Source organism: Microbacterium sp. BK668 (genome assembly GCF_004362195.1).
Classification (GTDB): Bacteria; Actinomycetota; Actinomycetes; order Actinomycetales; family Microbacteriaceae; genus Microbacterium.
Genome location: NZ_SNWG01000002.1, coordinates 210,636 through 230,450, shown reverse-complemented (window position 1 = coordinate 230,450; position 19,815 = coordinate 210,636). Strand labels below are relative to the sequence as shown.

At 71.1% G+C, this 19,815-nt stretch carries 19 protein-coding genes; 4 read left to right on the top strand and 15 right to left on the bottom strand.

Annotated features, from left to right (window positions below; genetic code table 11):
- Nucleotides 1-126 precede the first annotated feature (126 nt).
- The 3 genes from EV279_RS14970 to EV279_RS14960 are packed head-to-tail and all read right to left on the bottom strand — an operon-like array spanning nt 127 to nt 2,649.
- A complete protein-coding gene (locus EV279_RS14970) occupies nt 127-1,038 on the bottom strand; it encodes a phosphodiesterase (RefSeq protein ID WP_133545390.1) in 912 nt (303 codons plus the stop codon).
- Between the two features lie 43 nt (nt 1,039-1,081).
- Nucleotides 1,082-1,417, bottom strand: a complete 336-nt coding sequence (locus EV279_RS14965; protein WP_133545388.1) for a peptidase — start codon at nt 1,415-1,417, stop codon at nt 1,082-1,084.
- Nucleotides 1,414-2,649: an inorganic phosphate transporter gene (locus tag EV279_RS14960; protein WP_133545386.1), complete on the bottom strand. Its 1,236-nt coding sequence runs from the start codon at nt 2,647-2,649 to the stop codon at nt 1,414-1,416. Before EV279_RS14960 ends, EV279_RS14965 begins: the two co-directional genes overlap by 4 nt.
- 176 nt (nt 2,650-2,825) lie before the next feature.
- Here EV279_RS14960 and EV279_RS14955 point away from each other — a divergent pair, with 176 nt between their 5' ends.
- Nucleotides 2,826-4,964: a S9 family peptidase gene (locus EV279_RS14955; protein ID WP_133545384.1), complete on the top strand. Its 2,139-nt coding sequence runs from the start codon at nt 2,826-2,828 to the stop codon at nt 4,962-4,964.
- Nucleotides 4,965-5,197: 233 nt separating this feature from the next.
- Nucleotides 5,198-6,052: a DUF559 domain-containing protein gene (locus EV279_RS14950; RefSeq protein ID WP_133545382.1), complete on the top strand. Its 855-nt coding sequence runs from the start codon at nt 5,198-5,200 to the stop codon at nt 6,050-6,052.
- Between the two features lie 95 nt (nt 6,053-6,147).
- Here EV279_RS14950 and EV279_RS14945 read toward each other — a convergent pair whose 3' ends face one another.
- The 9 genes from EV279_RS14945 to EV279_RS14910 form a co-directional block, all read right to left on the bottom strand.
- Nucleotides 6,148-7,176 carry a 6-phosphofructokinase gene (locus EV279_RS14945; RefSeq protein WP_133545380.1) on the bottom strand — a complete coding sequence of 343 codons (1,029 nt, stop codon included), beginning with the start codon at nt 7,174-7,176 and terminating at the stop codon, nt 6,148-6,150.
- Nucleotides 7,177-7,348: 172 nt separating this feature from the next.
- Nucleotides 7,349-7,519: a hypothetical protein gene (locus tag EV279_RS16880; RefSeq protein WP_166644542.1), complete on the bottom strand. Its 171-nt coding sequence runs from the start codon at nt 7,517-7,519 to the stop codon at nt 7,349-7,351.
- A gap of 108 nt (nt 7,520-7,627) precedes the next feature.
- The gene (locus EV279_RS14940; RefSeq protein WP_133545378.1) at nt 7,628-9,784 is read right to left on the bottom strand and encodes a DEAD/DEAH box helicase; all 2,157 of its coding nucleotides are present in this window, start codon (nt 9,782-9,784) and stop codon (nt 7,628-7,630) included.
- A 205-nt stretch (nt 9,785-9,989) separates the two neighbouring features.
- Nucleotides 9,990-10,616: a hypothetical protein gene (locus EV279_RS14935; protein ID WP_133545376.1), complete on the bottom strand. Its 627-nt coding sequence runs from the start codon at nt 10,614-10,616 to the stop codon at nt 9,990-9,992.
- A gap of 142 nt (nt 10,617-10,758) precedes the next feature.
- Nucleotides 10,759-11,622, bottom strand: a complete 864-nt coding sequence (locus tag EV279_RS14930; RefSeq protein ID WP_133545374.1) for an aldehyde dehydrogenase family protein — start codon at nt 11,620-11,622, stop codon at nt 10,759-10,761.
- Complete coding sequence (locus EV279_RS14925; RefSeq protein WP_133545372.1) at nt 11,619-13,061, bottom strand: aldehyde dehydrogenase family protein; 1,443 nt, start codon at nt 13,059-13,061, stop codon at nt 11,619-11,621. Before EV279_RS14925 ends, EV279_RS14930 begins: the two co-directional genes overlap by 4 nt.
- Nucleotides 13,062-13,069: 8 nt before the next feature.
- Nucleotides 13,070-14,077 carry a deoxyribose-phosphate aldolase gene (gene deoC / locus EV279_RS14920; RefSeq protein ID WP_133545370.1) on the bottom strand — a complete coding sequence of 336 codons (1,008 nt, stop codon included), beginning with the start codon at nt 14,075-14,077 and terminating at the stop codon, nt 13,070-13,072.
- Nucleotides 14,078-14,237: 160 nt separating this feature from the next.
- The gene (locus tag EV279_RS14915; protein ID WP_133545368.1) at nt 14,238-15,194 is read right to left on the bottom strand and encodes a bifunctional riboflavin kinase/FAD synthetase; all 957 of its coding nucleotides are present in this window, start codon (nt 15,192-15,194) and stop codon (nt 14,238-14,240) included.
- Nucleotides 15,191-15,646, bottom strand: coding sequence for a hypothetical protein (locus EV279_RS14910; RefSeq protein ID WP_133545366.1), 456 nt, complete (start codon nt 15,644-15,646; stop codon nt 15,191-15,193). The genes EV279_RS14915 and EV279_RS14910 overlap by 4 nt, the downstream gene beginning before the upstream one ends.
- Before the next feature lie 182 nt (nt 15,647-15,828).
- Between EV279_RS14910 and EV279_RS14905 the strand changes: the two genes are divergently transcribed.
- Nucleotides 15,829-16,866 carry a peptidoglycan DD-metalloendopeptidase family protein gene (locus EV279_RS14905; protein WP_133545363.1) on the top strand — a complete coding sequence of 346 codons (1,038 nt, stop codon included), beginning with the start codon at nt 15,829-15,831 and terminating at the stop codon, nt 16,864-16,866.
- 3 nt (nt 16,867-16,869) lie between these two features.
- Here EV279_RS14905 and EV279_RS14900 read toward each other — a convergent pair whose 3' ends face one another.
- The 3 genes from EV279_RS14900 to EV279_RS14890 are packed head-to-tail and all read right to left on the bottom strand — an operon-like array spanning nt 16,870 to nt 18,820.
- Nucleotides 16,870-17,238 (bottom strand): hypothetical protein, encoded by a 369-nt coding sequence (locus EV279_RS14900; protein ID WP_133545361.1) that lies wholly within the window; start codon nt 17,236-17,238, stop codon nt 16,870-16,872.
- Nucleotides 17,235-18,134 (bottom strand): tRNA pseudouridine(55) synthase TruB, encoded by a 900-nt coding sequence (gene truB, locus EV279_RS14895; RefSeq protein ID WP_133545359.1) that lies wholly within the window; start codon nt 18,132-18,134, stop codon nt 17,235-17,237. Before truB ends, EV279_RS14900 begins: the two co-directional genes overlap by 4 nt.
- Nucleotides 18,134-18,820, bottom strand: coding sequence for a uridine kinase (locus EV279_RS14890; protein WP_133545357.1), 687 nt, complete (start codon nt 18,818-18,820; stop codon nt 18,134-18,136). The genes truB and EV279_RS14890 overlap by 1 nt, the downstream gene beginning before the upstream one ends.
- Nucleotides 18,821-18,946: 126 nt before the next feature.
- Between EV279_RS14890 and EV279_RS14885 the strand changes: the two genes are divergently transcribed.
- A complete protein-coding gene (locus EV279_RS14885) occupies nt 18,947-19,813 on the top strand; it encodes an A/G-specific adenine glycosylase (protein WP_133545355.1) in 867 nt (288 codons plus the stop codon).
- Nucleotides 19,814-19,815: the final 2 nt, after the last annotated feature.

Genomic DNA, 19,815 nt, shown 5'->3' with positions numbered 1-19,815 from the left:
CGGACGCCCCGTACGCGGCGGATAGGGGCATCGCCCGGCATGTACGCCGTGGCGATCGGGCTGCCGGTGGCGGCCGCGCATGTCAGCGGCCCGCGGAACGGCCGCGCATGTCAGCGGCCCGCGGATTCAGCGGCCCGGCTTGCGGGAGAAGGCGTCGAGCCGCTCGGCGGGAGTGAGCCGCGACATCCGCTCGACCCATTCCGGCGAGAAGTAGTCTCCCGTCGGCGCATCCATGACGGGCACGACGGCGGAGGTGACGGTGTCGTCGTACACGTGGACGAGGTGGAACGACTGGCCCGCGTCCATGCCGTTGACCTCGAACGCGGGACGCGTGAGGTTCATCGTGTAGCACGTGGCGGCGGCGACGTGCACGGGGACGCCGGCGAAGGTGCCGCTCGTCGAATAGTGCAGATGCCCCGCGAGGATCGCCCGCACATCGGAGCCCCGGATCGCCTCCGCGAGCCGGTCCTGGTCGCGCAGCTCCAGGATGTCGAAGAGCGGCAGGTGACTCGGCAGGGGCGGGTGGTGCATCGCGAGGATCGTGCCGAGCGGCGCCGGTTTCGCGAGGACCTCGCGGAGCCACCCGAGCTGCGACGCGTCGAGGTCGCCGTGGTGCCACCCGGGCACGGATGTGTCGAGCACGATGAGCCGGAGACCCCCGAGGTCGCGGACCGCCGTGACGGGCTCCTCCGACGCGTCGAGGCCGAGGAGGCCGCGACGCAGCGCCGGGCGCTCGTCGTGGTTGCCGCACACCCACACGATCGGCGCGCCGAGCCGCTCCGCGACGGGCTCGACGGCTTCTCGGAGCGCGGCATACGCGTCGGGCTCGCCGAGGTCGGTGAGGTCGCCGGTGAAGACGAGGGCGTCCGGTCGCAGACCGAGGCGCTCGACGGCCGCGAGCGTGCGGCCGAGGTTCGCGGCGGTGTCGTAGCGCCCCCCGAGGGGCGGGTTGCCGGCCAGCAGATGCGTGTCGCTCAGGTGGAGGATCGTCCGCCGGGCAGGCGGATGCTGACCGAACTGCACGGATGCCGCGACCATGCGCCGAGTCTAGGGGCGGGGTGCGACGGGCCGGCGGGGAAGCTCAGTGGTTGAAGATGATGAGGAGCAGCCCGCCCAGCACAGCGAGGGCGCAGACCGCGAACGACGCGTACGCCCCCACGAGCGCGAGGCGCTTCTGCCCGTCGCTCAGCGGGCTCTTCTTCGCGGCCTTCGCGGCGGCCTTCTCGGCTCGTGCGCGCTGCTTCTCGGTGATCACCGCGATGGCGTCGGTGAACTCGGCCGGCGCCACGACCGGCGCGCGGCCCGCACGCACGAGGAGGCGCAGGCCCGTCGCGTAGAAGCCGACGACGAGCACCGAGGCGATCATCGCCGCGACGAAGACCTGGACGAACGCGAACCAGTCGATCGTGATGCTCATTGCGGCGCTCCCTTGTCCTGGCGGGCCCGTTCGCGCTGCTGGCGGCGTTCGCGGAGGCGCTGTCGCCTCGTCGGCGGCGGGTTGCGCTTGACCTTCACGGCGGTGCCCGATTCGGCGACCTCGCTCATCGCGTTGCTCGCGTTCACCTCGTTGCGGCGCGAGCGGAGGAACAGCCCCAGGATGATCGCGACGGCGAGGACGGCGTCGATCGCGATGCCCCACCCGCCGAGCCACACGACGATGAGCGCGGCGAGCGCTCCGACGGCACCCGCGGCCGGAAGCGTCAGCAGCCAGCCGATCACGATCCGGCCCACCGTGCGCCAGCGGACCTTGGAGCCCCGCCGGCCGACGCCGGATCCGATCACCGAGCCCGACGCGACCTGCGTGGTCGACAGGGCGAACCCGAGGGCGCTGGACGAGAGGATGGTCGCGGCGGTGGATGCCTCGGCCGAGAAGCCCTGCGCGGGCTTGACGTCGGTCAGGCCCTTCCCGAGGGTGCGGATGATGCGCCATCCGCCCATATAGGTACCGAGGGCGATCGTGATCGCGCACGCGAAGATGACCCAGGTCTGCGGCTCGGTGCTGGTCTGCCAGCCGACGGTGATGAGCAGGAGGGTGATGACGCCCATCGTCTTCTGGGCGTCGTTCGTGCCGTGGGCGAGGGCCACGAGCGACGAGGTGAAGATCTGCCCCACCCGGAACCCGTCGCGGCCGTCCGGCCTGCTGTCGTAGCGCCGGGTGATGGCGTAGGCGAGCTTCGTCGCCGTGAAGGCGATGATCCCGGCCGTGAGGGGAGCGATGACGGCGGGGAGGACGACCTTGGAGACGACGACGCTGAAGTCGATCGCGGTGACGCCGACGCCGACGATCGTCGCGCCGATCAGCCCGCCGAAGAGGGCGTGCGACGAGCTCGACGGCAGGCCGAGGAGCCACGTGAGCATGTTCCAGGTGATCGCGCCGATCAGCCCGGCGAAGATCACGGCCGGGAAGATGCTGGAGGATATGTCGTCCTCGTGGATGATGCCGCCCGAGATGGTCTTGGCCACCTCGGTCGAGAGGAACGCTCCGACGAGGTTCAGCAGGGCCGCCAGGAGCACGGCGACCTTGGGCTTGAGGGCTCCGGTCGCGATGGGTGTCGCCATCGCGTTCGCCGTGTCGTGGAATCCGTTGGTGAAGTCGAAGAACAGTGCCAGTGCGATCACCAGCACCACGAGCAGGGCTGCGGTTTCCACCGTTCGCTTTCCGTAGAGTTGCTTCAGAGGGTTGCCGACGCGATCGGCGTGCGAACGAAAAGTTCGGCGGGAATTCATGCTCCGTTTACCGAGCCACGAGGTATCCTCGCACATCCACCCGAGATCGGATAACCCTGTCCGGGCCCCTGTGAACCGGCCTCCGTTAGCGTGGGACGGTGACTGTTCAGGACACGCCCGGCGCGGCATCCCTCGTCCCCCCGACTCCCCCCGTCGCGGCACGCAATCCCGTGTCGCGGACCTACCACGGCGATGCCTTCGACGACCCGTACGAATGGTTCCGCGCGAAGGACGACGCGGCCGTCATCGCCCACCTCGAGGCCGAGAATGCCTACACCGAGGCGCGCACCGCGCACCTCGCGGGGCTGCGCGACCGCATCTTCGACGAGATCAAGGGCCGGACCCTCGAGACCGACCTGTCGGTTCCCAGCCGCCACGGCGAGTGGTGGTACTACGGCCGCACGATCGAGGGCAAGCAGTACGGCATCCAGTGCCGCGCTCCGCTCGCCTCCGCGGACGATTGGACGCCGCCCGAGCTCTCGCCCGACACCGAAGTCCCGGGCGAGCAGATCCTCCTCGACGGCAACGTCGAGGCGGAGGGCCACGAGTTCTTCTCCCTCGGAAGCTTCGAGGTCACCCGCGACGGCCGGCTCATGCTGTGGGGCGTCGACCACGAGGGCGATGAGCGCTACACGGTGCGGGTGCGCGATCTCGCGACGGGGCAGGATCTCCCCGACGTCATCGAGGGGACCTTCGCCGGAGCAGGGTTCTCGCCCGACGGGCGCTTCATCGTCTATTCGACGGTCGACGACGCCTGGCGACCCGACACCGTCTGGCTGCATGAGCTCGGCACGCCGGTCTCGGGCGACACCCGGCTGTTCCACGAGCCCGACGAGCGGTACTGGGTGGGCGCCGGCTTCACCCGCAGCGACCGGTACCTCGTCATCGGGCTCGGGTCGTCGATCACGTCCGAGGAGTGGCTGCTGGATGCCGACGACCTGCGCGCCGAGCCGCGCGTCGTGTGGCCGCGCCGCGAGGGCGTCGAGTACGAGTCGCACCACGCCGTGGTCGACGGCGAGGACGTCCTCTACGTCGTCCACAACGACGGAGCCCTGGACTTCGAGCTCGTGCGGGTCGCGGCATCCGATCCCTCCGGATCCCGTCAGGTGGTCGTCGCTCACGAGCCGGGCCGGCGGCTCCTCGGCATGTCGACCTTCCGGGACTGGGGCGTCGTCGCGTACCGGCGGGGCGGCCTCCCCCGCCTCGGTCTGCTCGACTACGGCTCGGCCGCCGTCCGCGAGCTCGAGTTCGACGAGCCCCTGTACAGCGTCGGCAGCGGCGGCAATCCGGAGTGGGCTCCTCCGCTGCTGCGGATCGGCTACGGCTCGTTCACGACGCCGAGCACCGTGTACGACTACGACATCGCGACGGGCGAGCTGCTGCTGCGCAAGCGCCAGCCTGTGCTCGGCGGCTACGATCCCGCCGACTATGCGCAGGAGCGCGTCTGGGCGACGGCGCAGGACGGCACCGGCATCCCGATCTCGCTGGTGTGGAAGCGCTCGTTCGGCGACGTCGGCTCGAGCCCGCGGCCCGTGCACCTCTACGGCTACGGGTCGTACGAGCACTCGATCGAGCCGGGCCTGTCGGTGCCGAGACTGTCGGCGCTCGACCGGGGGGTCGTCTTCGCCGTCGCGCATGTCCGGGGCGGCGGCGAGATGGGCCGGCAGTGGTACGAGGACGGCAAGCTCCTCCGCAAGCGCAACACCTTCACGGACTTCGTGGACTGCGCCCGGCATCTCGTCGACAACGGATACACGACCCCGGCGCAGCTCGTCGCCGAGGGCGGCTCGGCGGGCGGCCTGCTGATGGGCGCCGTCGCGAACCTCGCGCCCGAGCTCTTCGCCGGCATCCTCGCCGACGTCCCCTTCGTGGACGCGCTGACGACGATCCTCGACCCTTCGCTGCCGCTCACCGTCATCGAGTGGGACGAGTGGGGCGACCCCCTGCACGACGCCGACGTGTACGCGTACATGAAGTCGTACTCGCCGTACGAGAACGTGCGTCCCGACGTCGCCTACCCGCGGATCCTGGCCGTGACGTCGCTCAACGACACGCGAGTTCTCTACGTCGAGCCGGCGAAGTGGGTCGCGCGCCTGCGCGAGGTGGGCGCCGACGCGCTGCTCAAGTGCGAGATGGTGGCCGGCCACGGCGGCGTGTCGGGCCGGTACAACGCGTGGCGGGAGCGCGCGTTCGAGCTCGCGTGGCTGCTGGACGTCCTCGGCGTCGCGGACGCCTGACCCGGCATCCATTCCGTCGACACCGGCATGTCCGGTCGCGGCGTCTGTCGAACACAGGCGATCGGCCCGACGCAGGCCGACGTGGAGCCGAGCAGCCTGCCCTCAGCTGATCGCCTGCTGCCGAGCAGCGCTGCTGGCGCTCTGGTCCCCTCCCCAGGCAGGGACTCCGCCGATGTGTCCACGAATGGCCGCGATCGCGGGTGGACCCCCGTGGAGGGCGTCACGATCGGTGGATGCCACAGCATGCCGCCCTCGTGACCTGGATCGAGGCGCGGGGAGGCGTGGCCCATACGACCGAGGCCGTGCGATCCGGTCACTCGCGGCATCACATCGCCGCCGCGGTCGCGGGCGGGCTGCTCGAACGGGTGCGCCGGTCGTGGCTCGTGACGCCCGGATGCGATGAGCGGCTGCGTGCCGCGGCATCCGTCAGCGGACGGCTCACCTGCGTGTCGGCGGCGTCGGCACTCGGGCTGTGGACACCCGACCACGACCTCGTGCACGTCGCCGTCGCCCGCACGGCGTCACGGCTGAACTCCGGGGGACTTCGCATCCACACCGCTCGGGGGCCCGCTCCGGTCGGACCGCTCTCGACCGTCGATCCCGTGCTCAACGTGCTGTTCCACACGGCGCGCTGTCTCGACGAGCCGGACGCGCTCGCCGTCTGGGAGTCGGCGATGCGGAAGCGGCTGGTGGATGCCGGGATGCTGGAGGCCGTGCAGTGGCGGAGCTCCCGAGCCGCGAAGCTGGCGAGGGTGGCCGGCGATCTGTCGGACTCGGGCGTCGAGACCCGCTTCGTGGATGCGATGCGCACCGCAGGTGTGGAGGTGCAGCAGCAGGCCTGGATCGACGGGCATCGCGTCGACGGGCTCATCGGGCGATTCCTCGTCGTCCAGCTCGACGGGTTCGCTCATCACAGCAGTCCGCGCGATCGTCGGCGTGACCTCGAGGCCGACGCACGCCTTCAGCTCCTCGGGTTCACAGTCCTTCGCTTCGACTACTTCCAGACGCTCTACCGGCCGCAGGCCGTCGTAGACACCGTCATCACGGCGATGTCGCAGGGCCTGCACCTCCGGAGGCGCGCGGCGTGAACAGGCGATCGGCCGAGAACAGGCGCTCCGCCGCCGATGCCGCCTGTCCTCGTCGGATCGCCTGTCGCGGTGCGAAGCGACGCGAGCCCCGCGGATCAGCCGAAGAGGGCCGCGGCCTCGTCGTAGCGGTACTGGGGCACGGTGTTGAGCTCGCCGAGCGCGTCGGCGAACGGCACGCGGACGATGTCGGTGCCGCGGAGGGCCACCATCTGTCCCCAGGCGCCGTCGATCACGGCGTCGGCGGCGTGCAGGCCGAGGCGGGTCGCGAGGACGCGGTCGAAGCCGGACGGCGATCCGCCGCGCTGGATGTGACCCAGCACGGTGGCGCGCGTCTCGATGCCCGTGCGGCGCTCGATCTCGGGCGCGAGCACCTCGCTGATGCCGCCGAGGCGGGGGCGGTTGAAGGCGTCGAGTCCCTTGTCGCTGTAGGCCTCCTCCATGCCGGTGAGCGTGAAGCCCTCCGACACGACGACGAGCGGTGCTCGGCCCCGATCGTGCGCCTTCGTCACCTGGGCGGTGATCTCGTCGATCGACAGAGGCACTTCGGGGATGCAGATGACATGCGCACCCGCGGCGATCCCGGCGTGCAGGGCTATCCAGCCGACGTGGCGCCCCATCACCTCGGCGACCATGCAGCGCTGGTGCGAGTCGCCGGTCGTGCGGAGGCGGTCCATCGCGTCGGTCGCGATGTTCACGGCGGTGTCGAACCCGAACGAGTAGTCGGTGGCCCGCAGGTCGTTGTCGATCGTCTTGGGGACGCCCAGGACGTTGATGCCGTCCTTCGAGAGGCGCTCCGCCGCCGCGAGCGTGCCCTCGCCGCCGATCGCGATGATCCCGTCGAGGCGGTGTCCGTAGAGCGTCTTGGAGATGTTCTCGGCGCCGCCGCGCGGACCCTCGTACGGGTTCGTCCTCGAGGTGCCGAGGATCGTGCCGCCGACCTTGGACAGTCCCTTGACCTCGTGGCGGGTGAGGGGGAAGAAGTCGCCGTCGACGACTCCGCGCCACCCGTCGCGGATGCCGACGAACTCCAGGTCGTACGTGGTCGTCCCCTTCAGCACGACGCCGCGGATGACCGCGTTGAGCCCCGGGCAGTCGCCGCCGCTCGTGAGGATGCCGATCTTCATGTGAGGTCCTTAAGTCGGGTGACGAATCGGCGCCGTTGCCGCATCCGACACTATCGTCGGATGCCGCGGCCCTGCCACACGACCCGAGGCGCACGCTCAGGCGCCGGCACCGCCGGAGCGGCACCGCTCATCGCCCGCGGGCCCCGCACTCGGAGGCCCCCGGGATCACCGCTCACACGGGGTTCTGCTCGTCGCCCTTCGTGCCCTCGCGCGCGGCCCGCTCGTCGGCGTCGGCGCTGTCGACGGCGTTCTCGTCCATGTCCTCGTCCAGCGGGGCATCGTTCTCGTCGCGGATCGCGCCGAACGGCACGGCCTCCCGCTCCAGGTTGCTCGGATCGCTCATGACCGGCTCCTCTCCTTCCTTCCGGACGATAGAGCGCGGCCCGCGCGCGACGAAGGGGCTTGCCGAGGCATCCATCGCCGTGCAAGCCCCTTCGATCGAGGGCGGGCGTCAGTCGGCGCCGAGCGCCTGACGCAGCAGGTGCATGAGCGCCGAGAGCTGCACGGAGTCGCTCGACTGCGGGTCGACGGCCTCGCCGTCGAGCGCGCGGGCGGCCAGCCCCTGCTTCGAGTCGATGAGCTCGGCGATCTTCGTGTCGATCGTGTGCGCGGCGATGATGCGCCACGCCGTCACCGGCTCGTCCTGGCCGATCCGGTGAACGCGGTCGATGGCCTGGGTCTGCTCGGCAGCGGTCCACGACAGCTCGGCGAGCACGACGTTCGACGACGCCTGCATGTTCACGCCCACCCCCGCCGCGGTGAGCGAGCAGACGGCGATGCCGACTCCGGGGTCGTTGTTGAAGGCGTCGATCGCCTGCTGACGCGCCGCCGTCGTCTGGTCGCCGCGGAGCGACACGGTCTTCAGACCCGCCGCGGCGAAGTGCGCCTCGGCCTGGTCCATGACGTCGATGTGCTTGGCGAAGAACACGACCTTGTCGACCGAGCGCTGGAGCTGCACCGCGTAGTCCGCCGCGAGCTGAGCCTTCGCCTGGCCGATCTTGCGGACCATCGTGAAGACGTTCTCGGCACCCGTTCCGGCCGCCTTCGACTCCTCCAGCTCGTTGTGCGAGACGAGCCGCACGATGTCGTCGTCGATGTGGCCGGGGCCGTGCCCGCGATCCCCACGGGCCTCGATGATGCGGCGGTACTTGGCCGCGAGGCGCTCGCCGAGCTCACGCTCCGCCTGGCGGATCGACCGGCCGAATTCGTCGTCGAGCTCGACCGGGAGGTCGGCGATGAGCTTGTCGGGAAGGTCCGCCGCGACGTCCTTCTTCTTGCGCCGCACGATGCCCATCGAGATGACCGCGTCGCGCGCTTGCGGGTAGAAGGCCTTGTCGGCGGGAGTGAGCCCCGTCTCGTCGAGCTTCTCCATCAGCGCGGGACCCGGCTTCTCGCCGTTCGTCCAGCCGAGAAAGCGCCAGATCGCGTCGAAATCCTCGACGTCGTTGATGAGCGGCGTTCCGGTGAGGGCCAGCAGGAGCGGGTTGCGCACCTGCTCCCGGATGCGGCTTCCCAGCGCGAGCACGTTCTGGGAGCGCTGGGACGTGAGGTTCTTGATGAAGTGCGCCTCGTCGACGACCATGCCCTTCAGGCCGATCGTGGAGAGCCACGACAGATGCCGGTCGAGGATCTCGTAGTTGACGATGAAGACGTCGGCGAAGGCGTCGATGTTCTCGCCGTCGCCGTGGATGACGGTCGCGCGACGCTGCGGCGTCCACCTCTCGACCTCGCGCGCCCAGTTCATCTTGACGACGTTGGGAACGACCGCGAGCAGCGGGTAGGCACCCGCGACGGATGCTGCGAGCACCGACTCCGCCGTCTTGCCGAGGCCCGGCTCATCGGCCAGGAGGAACGTGCGGTGTCCGTCGCGGACCGCCTCGAGGAACCGCGACTGGTGCGGCATGATCTCGAGGCCCTTCGGCGACAGCCGGTCGAACTCGGGGATCTCGGGGAGCGGCATCGTGGCGGAGCCGCCGCCGGCGCCCGTCTCGAACGCCTTGTAGAGGGGGCCCATGAGCTCCCAGCCGTCGAGGCGCCGGCGCGGCGTCTCCTTGGGCAGGCGAAGGGTGAGGTCGGGCGCGAGGAACGGATTGGCCTCCCGCCGCGCGAGCACCTGCATCGGCACCACCTGCCGCTCGGCCAGCGCCGCGGGAACGACGGGCGCCGCCGCGGGAACGGTGTCCGTGATGATGAGCTCGTCGGGCGGGAGCTCGGCACCGGACTCGAGCAGCCAGTCGCGGCGCATGCGGCGGGCGACCGGCGATGTGGCCTGGTCGACCTCGAGCAGCTGGATGAGGCTCGTGTCACGCGCCGCGGTCTTGGCGAGGATCGTGGCGACGCCGTCGAGACGCTTGAGCAGCTCGGCGCGGGTGCCGTCGGCGATGGCCGTGTCGGCCTTCACGCGAGCGCGCTCCTCCCGGACGAGGAAGGCGATCACCTGGAACTTGACGCGATTGGTCGGGCCGAGCTTGCCCCGCTGGGCCTTCGCCTCGACCTCGCGCACCTTGCGGGCGAGGATCGGGATGATGGGCGCCTCGTCGTCGCGGCGCGACGGCGAGGCCTTCCTGCGCCGCGTCGAGGTCGAAGCGGCGGATGCCGTAGGCGGCATGCTCCTCCTGAGCGTAGGGTGCCGGATGCTCCGGCGAAGACCGGTCGGAGGACCGGCGGGGTCTGCACAGCTCCCGCGGGCGGCGCGTGCGCCGTCACGGACGCGGGACGGGATGCCTCGGCCCCCCGCCACTGGGACTCGCTTCAGCGAGCCGCGGCGTGGGGGTCGGGATCCCCGCCGCCCAGTCTAGCGCGTCGAGGGCCCATCAGCCCCACAGCGTCGCGACGATGTCTTCCGTGTACCCTTCCGGCGCGACGTTCAGCCACGACGTGGACACCCAGCCGTTGCCTCGCACGTAGTGCGTCTCGCCGGAGACCATCTCCTGATCGTCGTAGTCGACGGTGCGCTGCTCGATCCGGCACATCGTCCCCTGGGCATGGTCGCCACACGCGAAGCCGGCCGCTCCGAGGCTGGAGAGGATCGCCTCGCCGTCAGCGGGATCGATGACCGACACGACGGTGGCCATGCCGTATTCGCTCGGCCCGCCCCACGTGCACCGGAGAGTCGGGATGCCGGAGTCGAGCTGCTCGAGAAGGTCGACGTTCTGCGTCGAGAGCATCGTGACGTCGGGGTCGTTGAGGGGTGGCACGGTCGCCTGCAGCGACGCCAGCATCTCGGCCGAGTAGATCTCCTCGCAGGCGCCGGGAAGCGCGATGCCGGCCGTGGCCGTCGCGGAGGGCGAAGCCGTGGCGGAGGGCGAGGCGATCGCCGTCCGGGTCGCGGACGGTGTCGCCGCAGACGGCGACGAGTCGGCGGGCTCCGCTGCGCACGCGGTCAGCAGGCCCAGCACGACCATCGGGAGCACGAAGACCTGCCACTTCCGGGTCGGCATCGTCACGCCTCCTCCGACCGCGGCCCACTCCGACGGTCGGCTGCGATTTTACTCCTCGCGATCGATCCACACTGCACGGCGAGCCGTGCGGGGACGCGCGGATCGAGGGCTCGCGCCCTGCCCCACGGCATCAGTGACCGCGTCAGACCAGCGACTTCGTGTGCCACACCGTCTTGGTCTCGGTGAACGCCGCGATGCGCGCCATGCTCGGGGCCGCGGCATCCGTCCCCTGCTCGGGAGGAAGCACACGCGTGAGCGTCTCGGCCGCCGCGACCTGCAGGTCGATCCAGTCGAGGTCGCCCGCGCCCACGAGGTCCAATCCGTGCACATCGGGGTGCGAGGCGAGCCACGGCGCGAGCTCGGCCGGCGATCCGGTGAGGATGTTCACGACGCCGGCGGGGACGTCCGAGGTCGCCAGCACCTCGGCGAGGCTGATCGCCGAGAGCGGGTACCGCTGGGAGGCCACGGCGACGACGGAGTTGCCCGCGACGAGCGCGGGCGCGATCGCAGAGACGATGCCGACGAGAGCCGTGTCCTGTGGCGCGATGATGCCGACGACGCCCGTCGGCTCCGGCACCGAGATGTTGAAGTAGGGACCGGCGACCGGGTTGCCGTTGCCGGCGACCTGCGCGAACTTGTCGCACCAGCCCGCGTACCAGACCCATCGGTCGATCGACTCGTCGACCTCGGTCTCGGCCGCAGCCCGCGACGCTCCGGTCTGGGCGACGATCTCGTCGGCGAACTGGGCGCGGCGGCCCTCGAGGATCTCGGCGACGCGGTACAGCACCTGCCCGCGGTTGTAGGCGGTCGCGCTCGACCAGCCCTTCACGGCGCCGCGCGCCGCGCCGACGGCATCGCGCGCGTCCTTCCGGGAAGCGAGCGCCGCGTTGGCGAGGAACCCGCCCGTGCGCGCGGCGACCTCGTAGGTGCGCCCCGACTCGCTGCGCGGGAACGCGCCGCCGATGTAGAGCTTGTAGGTCTTGGGAACGGTCAGGCGGTTGCTCACGCACGGCCTCCCTTCAGATAGGCGAGGAGGCCGTGGCGGCCGCCCTCGCGCCCGTAGCCCGACTCCTTGTAGCCGCCGAACGGCGACGTGGGGTCGAAGCGGTTGAACGTGTTGGCCCACACGACGCCGGCTCGGAGGCGATCGGCCACCGCGAGGATGCGCGACCCCTTGTCCGACCAGATGCCGGCCGACAGGCCGTACGGCGTGTTGTTCGCCTTCTCGATCGCCTCGCCCGGCGTGCGGAAGGTGAGCACCGACAGGACGGGACCGAAGATCTCGTCTCGGGCGATGCGGTGCGAGGCCTGCACGTTCGTGAAGATCGTCGGCGCGAACCAGAAGCCGCTGTCGGGGATGACGCAGTCGGCGCTCCAGCGCTCCGCGCCCTCCTCCTCGCCGATGCGGCTGAGCTCCCGGATGCGGTCGAGCTGCTCGCGGGAGTTGATCGCCCCGATGTCGGTGTTCTTGTCGAGCGGGTCGCCGAGGCGCAGCGTCGACAGGCGGGTCTTGAGACGGTCGACGACCTCGTCGTGGATGGACTCCTGGACGAGCAGGCGGCTGCCGGCGCAGCACACATGACCCTGGTTGAAGAAGATGCCGTTGACGATCCCCTCGACGGCCTGGTCGATCGGCGCGTCCTCGAAGACGATGTTGGCCGCCTTGCCGCCGAGCTCGAGCGTCAGCTTCTTGTCGGTGCCGGCGACGGCTTTCGCGATCTCGCGTCCGACGGCGGTCGAGCCCGTGAACGCCACCTTGTCGACGTCGGGATGCCGCACCACGGCGGCGCCCGTCGCACCCGCGCCCGTCACGATGTTCACCACACCGGGGGGAAGGTCGGCCTGCTGCAGGATCTCGGCGAAGATGAGCGCCGAGAGCGGCGTCGTCTCAGCGGGCTTCAGCACCACGGTGTTCCCCGCGGCGAGCGCCGGGGCGACCTTCCACGCGAGCATCAGCAGCGGGAAGTTCCACGGAATCACCTGGCCGGCGACCCCGAGCGGCTTCGGGTCGGCGCCGAGCCCGGCGTAGCCGAGCTTGTCCGCCCAGCCGGCGTAGTAGAAGAACCACGCGGCGACCAGCGGCACGTCGACGTCGCGGCTCTCCTTGATCGGCTTGCCGTTGTCGAGGCTCTCGGCGACGGCGAGCTCGCGCGCACGCTCCTGCACCAGGCGGGCGATCCGGAAGAGGTACTTGCCGCGGTCCCGGCCGCTCATCCGCGACCACGTCTTGTCGTACGCCCTGCGCGCGGCGGCGACGGCGGCATCGACATCCTCTCCGCTCGCAGCGGCGATCGTCGCGATCTGCTGCTCGTCGGCGGGCGAGATGGTGGCGAAGGGCTCCCCCGTGCCCGGGCGGAAGTCGCCGTCGATGAACAGGCCGTACTCGTCGCGCAGCTTCAGGATGCTGCGGGACTCCGGTGCGGGGGCGTATTCCAGGAATGTCATGTCGGTCCTCAGTCGATGGTCACGTAGTCGGCGCCCGAGTAGTGGCCGCTTCGAATCTTCTGGCGCTGCAGGAGCACGTCATTGAGAAGGCTGGATGCCCCGTACCGGAACAGGTGCGGCTGCAGCCACTCCTCGCCCACGGTCTCGGCGACCGTCACGAGGTACTTGATCGCGTCTTTGGAGGTGCGGATGCCGCCGGCGGGCTTCACCCCGATCTTCTCGCCGGTCGCGCGGTGCCAGTCCCGCACGACTTCGAGCATGAGGAGCGTCGTCGGCAGGGTGGCCGCGGGCTGCACCTTGCCGGTGGAGGTCTTGATGAAGTCGCCGCCCGCGAGGATCGACAGCCACGACGCGCGCTTGACGTTGTCGTAGGTGTTGAGCTCCCCCGTCTCGAGGATGACCTTGAGCGAGGCGTACGTGCCGTCCTCGCGGCGGCAGGCCTGCTTCACCCGCGCGATCTGGTCGAAGACGAGACCGTAGCGCCCGGCGAGGAAGGCTCCTCGGTCGATCACCATGTCGATCTCGTCCGCGCCGTCGGCCACCGCTGCTGCCGTGTCGGCGAGCTTGATGTCCAGCGACGCGCGGCCGCTGGGGAAGGCCGTCGCGACGGCGGCGACGCTCACTCCCCCCTCGTCGGGATCGCCGTGCGCGGCGCCGAGCGCCTCGACGGCCGCAGGCACCATGTCGCCGTAGACGCAGACGGCGGCGACGCGCGGACAGGAGGGGTCGGAGGCATCCGGATTCAGCGCCTTCGCCACGAGGGAGCGCACCTTGCCGGGTGTGTCCGCGCCCTCGAGCGTCGTGAGATCGATGAGCTCGATGATCTTGTCGAGCGCCCAGGCCTTCGAGGTCGTCTTGATCGAGCGCGTCCCCAGGCCCGCCGCGCGCTGCTCGAGGCCGACGGCGTCGACGCCGGGCAGGCCGTGCAGGTAGCGGCGCAGCGTCGTGTCGTCTGGTTCTCCGCCGAGCAGTTCGACGGCGCGCTGCGGGAGGGTCTGCAGCTCGGTGCGGCTCATGGTTCTCTCATTCTCTGCGTCGGGCAGCGCTTCGGGGGTGGGCGCGGGGGTGGGCGCGGGGCTCGCCGTCCGGCCCGCGGCGGATGGGAGGGCTGCGGCATCCACGGATCGATCGTATGGCCGCCCTCCCGCCCGGTCTACGGGCCTCCGGGGGCGGCGGTCAGGACAGCAGCGCCCGCACGCGGGTCACGTCGTCGCCCATCTGCTCGATGAGCGCGTCCGCCCCCTGAAAGGCGACCATGCTCCGGACGCGGGCGGTGAACTGCACCTCGACGCGCCGGCCGTAGAGGTCGAGGTCGGTCTCATCGAGCACGTACGCCTCGACCTGGCGAGCCGTCACGTCGTCGAACGTCGGGTTGGATCCGACGCTGATCGCCGCCGGGTAGCGCGTCGATCGCCGAGGGCCGCCGGGGCCCTCGTCGACGAGCCAGCCCGCGTAGACGCCGTCGGCCGGGATGAAGCCCTCGAGATCCGCGGCGAGGTTCGCCGTCGGATAGCCGAGCTCGCGCCCGCGCTTGGCACCGTGCACCACCTCGCCCCACACCGCGTGCGGCCGGCCGAGGAGCTTCGCGGCGGTTTCGACGTCTCCCGCCGAGAGCAGTTCGCGGATCCACGTCGACGACACGCGCCGGTCGCTGTCCAGCGACCGCACATCGTCGACGACGTCGACCCGGAAGCCCAGCTCGTCACCCAGCTCGCGGAGCACACCGGGGTTTCCGGCGCCGCCCCGCCCGAAGCGGAAGTCCCGCCCGACCAGCACCGTGCGCGCGCCCAGGGCGTTCACGAGCACGCGCTCGACGAAGTCGCGGGGCGACAGCGCGGCGAGCGCCTCGTCGAACCGCAGCACGAGCGTGGCATCTATGCCCGTGTCGGCCAGCAGGTGCACCTTCTGCGTCACGCCGATCAGGTCCTCCGGGCACACCTCCGGGCGGAGCAGGCTCAGCGGATTGCGGTCGAACGTCACCGCGACGACCTGCGCCCCGCCGCTGGCGGCGTCGACCTTCGCGCGCTCGAGCACCGCGCGGTGACCGGCGTGCACGCCGTCGAACTTGCCGATGGCGATGACAGACGGGCCGAAGCCCGCCGGCACCTCGGCGGGGTCGCGGAAGACGATCATCGCGTCACCGCGGAGGCCTCGGCATCCGTCTTCCTCGCGTCACCGACCGGCGGGTGGGTGATCAGCCACCAGATGCCGAAGAACGGCAGGACGAGCGGGATGAAGAGGTAGCCGTAGCCGTAGAGCGACCACACGGTCGGATGCTGGAACAGCTCGGGCAGCACGAGGCTCAGCGTGCCGATGACCAGCACGCCGAGGAGCTCGAAGCCGATCGCGATCCAGGCGACGACGTACCAGGCCCGGCTGCCGGCGAAGATGAGCGCGAGGGTCGCGACGATGTAGACGATCGCCGAGGCGGCCGAGAGCGCGTAGGCCAGGGGCGCCTCGTCGAACCTCTCGACGATCTGCACGAAGGAGCGGCCGGTCGCGGCGAGCGCCATGATGGCGTAGACGATCACGAGGACACGGCCGATGCCCGTCATGCGACGGGAGCGCGTGGTGGGGGAAGACATCGCCGTCGATTCTATTCCGGGCCCGCCCGACCGGGCCCGGCGTCCCCGCTGGCGCGACGCGGGCAGCGCGGGGGACCGCGTCACGGAGGCCCGTAGACTCCCGCGCGATTCAGTGCCAGCATGCTGAGCAACGGAACCCGACCGCACCCATCCTGTCCGCCCCTCGTCACGAACGGACCGCCATGCGATCGATCCGAACCCCGCTGCTCGGCGCACTCGTCGCCGCTCTCCTCGCACTCGCGAGCCTGACCGCGACGCCTGCGTCCGCGACCCAGACCCAGACGCCGACCGAGGCCCACACCCGGGCCCAGACCCAGACGACGCTCGCCACGTCGGACCCCGCCCCGGCGACGAGCTTCGTGCTTCCCATCGCCGCGAAGACCTACTACCTGTCCTCGCATTTCGGGCCCCGCTGCATCCCGGTGCAGGGCGGATCGACCTACCACTACGGGGTCGACCTCGCCGCGCCCGGACGCACGCCGATCCACAGCATCGCGGCGGGAGTCGTGACGGCCACGGTGAGCGGCACGAGCTCGCAAGCCGGCTACATCTCGGTGCGCCATCTCATCGACGGAGTGCAGTACACATCGGTGTACATGCACATCTGGTCGGCGACGACGCACGTGAGCGTCGGCCAGAGCGTCGCGGCCGGACAGCGCATCAGCGAGGTCGGAAGCAGCGGCGTCTCCTCCGGCAATCACCTCCACCTCGAGCTGTGGAAAGCCGCCTCGACCGGGTCCGAGGCGCAGAACGCCGCCTCCTTCCTTCAGCCGCGCGGGGTGGACCTGTACGCGTCGGCCATCGCCGTGACCGCCGCGCCCACGCCGGCGACCTGCACCTACTACGCCGTCGTCGCCCTCAACTTCCGCACCGGACCGTCGACCACCTCCCCGATCATCCGCGTGCTCGCGCAGGGGACGGCGATGAGCCACGTGCCCGGAACGATCTCGGGGAGCTTCATCCCCGTTCGCGTCGGCACGGAGTCCGGCTGGGTCTCGGCTGCCTACGTCTCTCCCACGAAACCGCAGCCGCCGGCGACGTACGTCACGACGGCGCCGCTTCGGCTGAGAGCAGCACCGTCCACCACCGCCACCACGATCCTCATCATCCCTCAGGGGGCGAACGTCGGACCCATCCTCGCCACGAGCGGCGACTGGCGCCAGGTGACGTACGCGGGCAGGACCGGCTGGGTGCACTCCGCCTACCTCGTCAAGCGCTGAACGTCAGGCGATCTGCACGGTCCAGATGACCTGCATCCGCCACACCATGACCGCGATCGCGAGCGCCGCGACCCCCATGATCACGGTGCTCCACCGGCTGCGCTCGATCAGCGCCCAGCCGACCGCGAGCGGCGGGAGGAGCACGGCCGAGACGAGGTAGACCCAGAACTCCAGCAGCGAACCTGTCGGCGGATTGCCCGCGAGGGGCGAGACGATCGCGATCACGACCTGCACGAGGAGCAGAAGCTCGACCAGGGCGAGCGACCCGACGCTCCAGTCGCTCGGCCGGCGGCCGATGAGCCCCAGCACGAAGCAGAAGATCCCCGCGACCACAGCGACGGCGACCTCGAGGTAGGTGAACCACAGGATCATCGGCTCTGCTCCTCGGGCATGTTCATGGCGCTCTTCACGTCCGTCCCCCGCCGCTCGACGATCCCGACGAGGGCGCCGTCGGGATCGATGGCCGCCGCGCGCGGCGCGCTCAGCCGCGACGCCGCTTCGCCGAGTCGCTTGCCGTGGCGGAGGTCCCGCGCCTCCTCGGCGCTCACCTCGAACCGGCCGAGCACGGCTTCCGCCGCCGCGGCGGGAGTAAGCAGAGGAAGGCCGTCGAGCGCTTCCAGGGTCGCGGCGCCCTCGACGTCGAACGGACCGACGCGGGTGCGGCGCAGCGCCGTCAGATGACCCCCGACGCCGAGTGCCGAGCCGAGGTCGCGTGCGAGGGAGCGGATGTAGGTGCCGCTCGAGCAGTCGACGACGACGTCGAGATCGACGACCTCGCCTTCCCGCCGCTCGGCACGCACGTCGAAGCGGTGGATGACGACCTCGCGAGGCGCGAGCTCCACGTCGACTCCCTCGCGGGCGAGGGCGTACGCGCGCTTCCCGCCGACCTTGATCGCGGACACACGGCTCGGCACCTGTGAGATGGCGCCGCGCAGCGGCTCGACGGCAGCGCGGATCGCCTCCGAGGACAGGGACGAGGCATCCGTCGCCGCCGTCACCGTCCCGTCGGCGTCGTCGGAGTCGGTGGCCACGCCGAGCCGGATCGTCGCCTCGTAGGTCTTGTCGAGCCCGACGATGAAGGTCAGCAGGCGCGTCGCCCCTTCGATGCCGAGGACGAGCAGGCCCGTGGCCATCGGGTCGAGTGTGCCGGCATGACCGACCTTGCGGGTGCCGAGGGCGCGACGGGCGCGCGCGACGACGTCGTGGCTCGTCATCCCTCCGGGCTTGTCGACGAGGAGGATGCCGGGGGCCGGCGCGTCGCCCGGCATCAGCAGAAGTCCCGGTACACCCGCGTGGGGTGCTCGAGGTCGGTGTTGTCGACGATCGCGGAAGCCGCGGCGCGCGGCGCGGCGTCGCGCTGGTAGAGGTCCTGGCCCTCGCGGTAGCGCGCGTTGGACGGGGCGAGGAAGTCCGGATCGGTTCCGTCGCGTTCCGCCACGCGCCGGTACGCGACATCGATGGGGACGTCGAGCCAGACCGACCAGTCCCACAGGCCCCGCAGCTCCGGCCGATGGAGGAAGATGCCGTCGACGAGCAGCACGGCATCGCGCGGAGCCGTGACCCAGGCCGACTCCAGCGGCGTATCGCGGGCGAGGTCGAAGGCGGCGAGCTGGAACCCCGTCGTCGCCGCTGTCTGGCGCCCCTCTCGGAAGGGGTCGATCAGCACGCGGCGGAATGTCGCGTAGTCGTAGGAGTCGCGGTAGAACCCTTCGGGCGAGGTGCGGCCGCGCGCGTAGCGCTCGGCGCGCGGACGGTGGAAGTCGTCGATGCTCGCCCGGAACACCGCCGATCCGTCCTCGGCGAAGACGGCCGCGAGGCCGTCGGCGAAGGTCGTCTTCCCCGCTCCGTCGATCCCGTCGACGGCGACGATCACACGACCGGCGCGGTAGTGCTGACGCACCTCGTCGCGCAGTTCCCGCCAGAGCGTCGTGGCGGGGGTGGTCGGCAGGCGCATGCTCCCAGCCTACGGCGACGACAGACGCCGGACGGATGCCGCAGGCGGCGTGCATCCGCTCCGGATGCCGGACCGACGGACGGCCATGCGAGCGCGCACGCGGCGGCGCGACCTAGGCTGATCGGCATGCCCGATCTCGCGATGCCGCTTATCGCGTGGTACGGCGAGCACGCCCGGGACCTGCCCTGGCGGAGGCCCGGATTCGGCGCGTGGGGCGTGCTCGTGAGCGAGTTCATGCTCCAGCAGACCCCGGTCGACCGCGTCATCCCCCACCTCGAAGCGTGGCTGCGACGGTGGCCGACTCCCACGGCGCTGGCCGCGGATGCCCCGGCCGAGGCCGTGAGGCAGTGGGCCAACCTCGGCTACCCCCGCCGGGCGCTGTGGCTGCACCGCGCGGCGGTCGAGATCCGAGATCGGCACGGAGGCGTCGTCCCGAGCGACGTCGAGGCGCTCCTGGCTCTTCCGGGCATCGGCGACTACACCGCGCGCGCCGTGTCGGTCTTCGCCTACGGCCAGAGGCATCCCGTCGTCGACACGAACACGCGCCGTGTGCTGGCGCGGGCGGTGGCGGGCAGGTCGCAGCCGGGTCCCCCGGCCCGCCGCGACCTCGCGGCGATGGACGCGGTGCTTCCCGCCGACGACGGGGACGCGGCCGTCGTGAACGCGGCCGCGATGGAGCTCGGCGCGACCGTGTGCATCGCGCGGTCGCCGCGGTGCGGGATCTGTCCCCTCGCCGAGCGGTGCGCGTGGCGCCTTGCGGGCTTCCCCGACACCGGCGACGAGCGCCGCCGGCAGGCGCGCTACGAGGGCAGCGATCGCCAGGCGCGCGGCGCGGTGCTCAGAGTGCTCCGGGATGCCGCGTCCTACGCGGTGCCGCTCGACGACGTCGTGCCGCACTGGCCGGACCCGCGGCAGCGCGACCGCGCGATCGACTCGCTTCTCGCCGACGGCCTCGCCGAGGCATCCGGCGGTTTCCTGCGACTCCCCCGCTGACG

Coding starts and splice junctions, on each gene's coding strand:
- EV279_RS14970 (WP_133545390.1), bottom strand. CDS start 1,038: ATGGTCGCGGCATCCGTGCAGTTCGGTCAGCATCCGCCTGCCCGGCGG.
- EV279_RS14965 (WP_133545388.1), bottom strand. CDS start 1,417: ATGAGCATCACGATCGACTGGTTCGCGTTCGTCCAGGTCTTCGTCGCG.
- EV279_RS14950 (WP_133545382.1), top strand. CDS start 5,198: ATGCCACAGCATGCCGCCCTCGTGACCTGGATCGAGGCGCGGGGAGGC.
- EV279_RS14945 (WP_133545380.1), bottom strand. CDS start 7,176: ATGAAGATCGGCATCCTCACGAGCGGCGGCGACTGCCCGGGGCTCAAC.
- EV279_RS16880 (WP_166644542.1), bottom strand. CDS start 7,519: ATGAGCGATCCGAGCAACCTGGAGCGGGAGGCCGTGCCGTTCGGCGCG.
- EV279_RS14940 (WP_133545378.1), bottom strand. CDS start 9,784: ATGCCGCCTACGGCATCCGCCGCTTCGACCTCGACGCGGCGCAGGAAG.
- EV279_RS14935 (WP_133545376.1), bottom strand. CDS start 10,616: ATGCCGACCCGGAAGTGGCAGGTCTTCGTGCTCCCGATGGTCGTGCTG.
- EV279_RS14925 (WP_133545372.1), bottom strand. CDS start 13,061: ATGACATTCCTGGAATACGCCCCCGCACCGGAGTCCCGCAGCATCCTG.
- deoC (WP_133545370.1), bottom strand. CDS start 14,077: ATGAGCCGCACCGAGCTGCAGACCCTCCCGCAGCGCGCCGTCGAACTG.
- EV279_RS14915 (WP_133545368.1), bottom strand. CDS start 15,194: ATGATCGTCTTCCGCGACCCCGCCGAGGTGCCGGCGGGCTTCGGCCCG.
- EV279_RS14910 (WP_133545366.1), bottom strand. CDS start 15,646: ATGTCTTCCCCCACCACGCGCTCCCGTCGCATGACGGGCATCGGCCGT.
- EV279_RS14905 (WP_133545363.1), top strand. CDS start 15,829: ATGCGATCGATCCGAACCCCGCTGCTCGGCGCACTCGTCGCCGCTCTC.
- EV279_RS14900 (WP_133545361.1), bottom strand. CDS start 17,238: ATGATCCTGTGGTTCACCTACCTCGAGGTCGCCGTCGCTGTGGTCGCG.
- truB (WP_133545359.1), bottom strand. CDS start 18,134: ATGCCGGGCGACGCGCCGGCCCCCGGCATCCTCCTCGTCGACAAGCCC.
- EV279_RS14890 (WP_133545357.1), bottom strand. CDS start 18,820: ATGCGCCTGCCGACCACCCCCGCCACGACGCTCTGGCGGGAACTGCGC.
- EV279_RS14885 (WP_133545355.1), top strand. CDS start 18,947: ATGCCCGATCTCGCGATGCCGCTTATCGCGTGGTACGGCGAGCACGCC.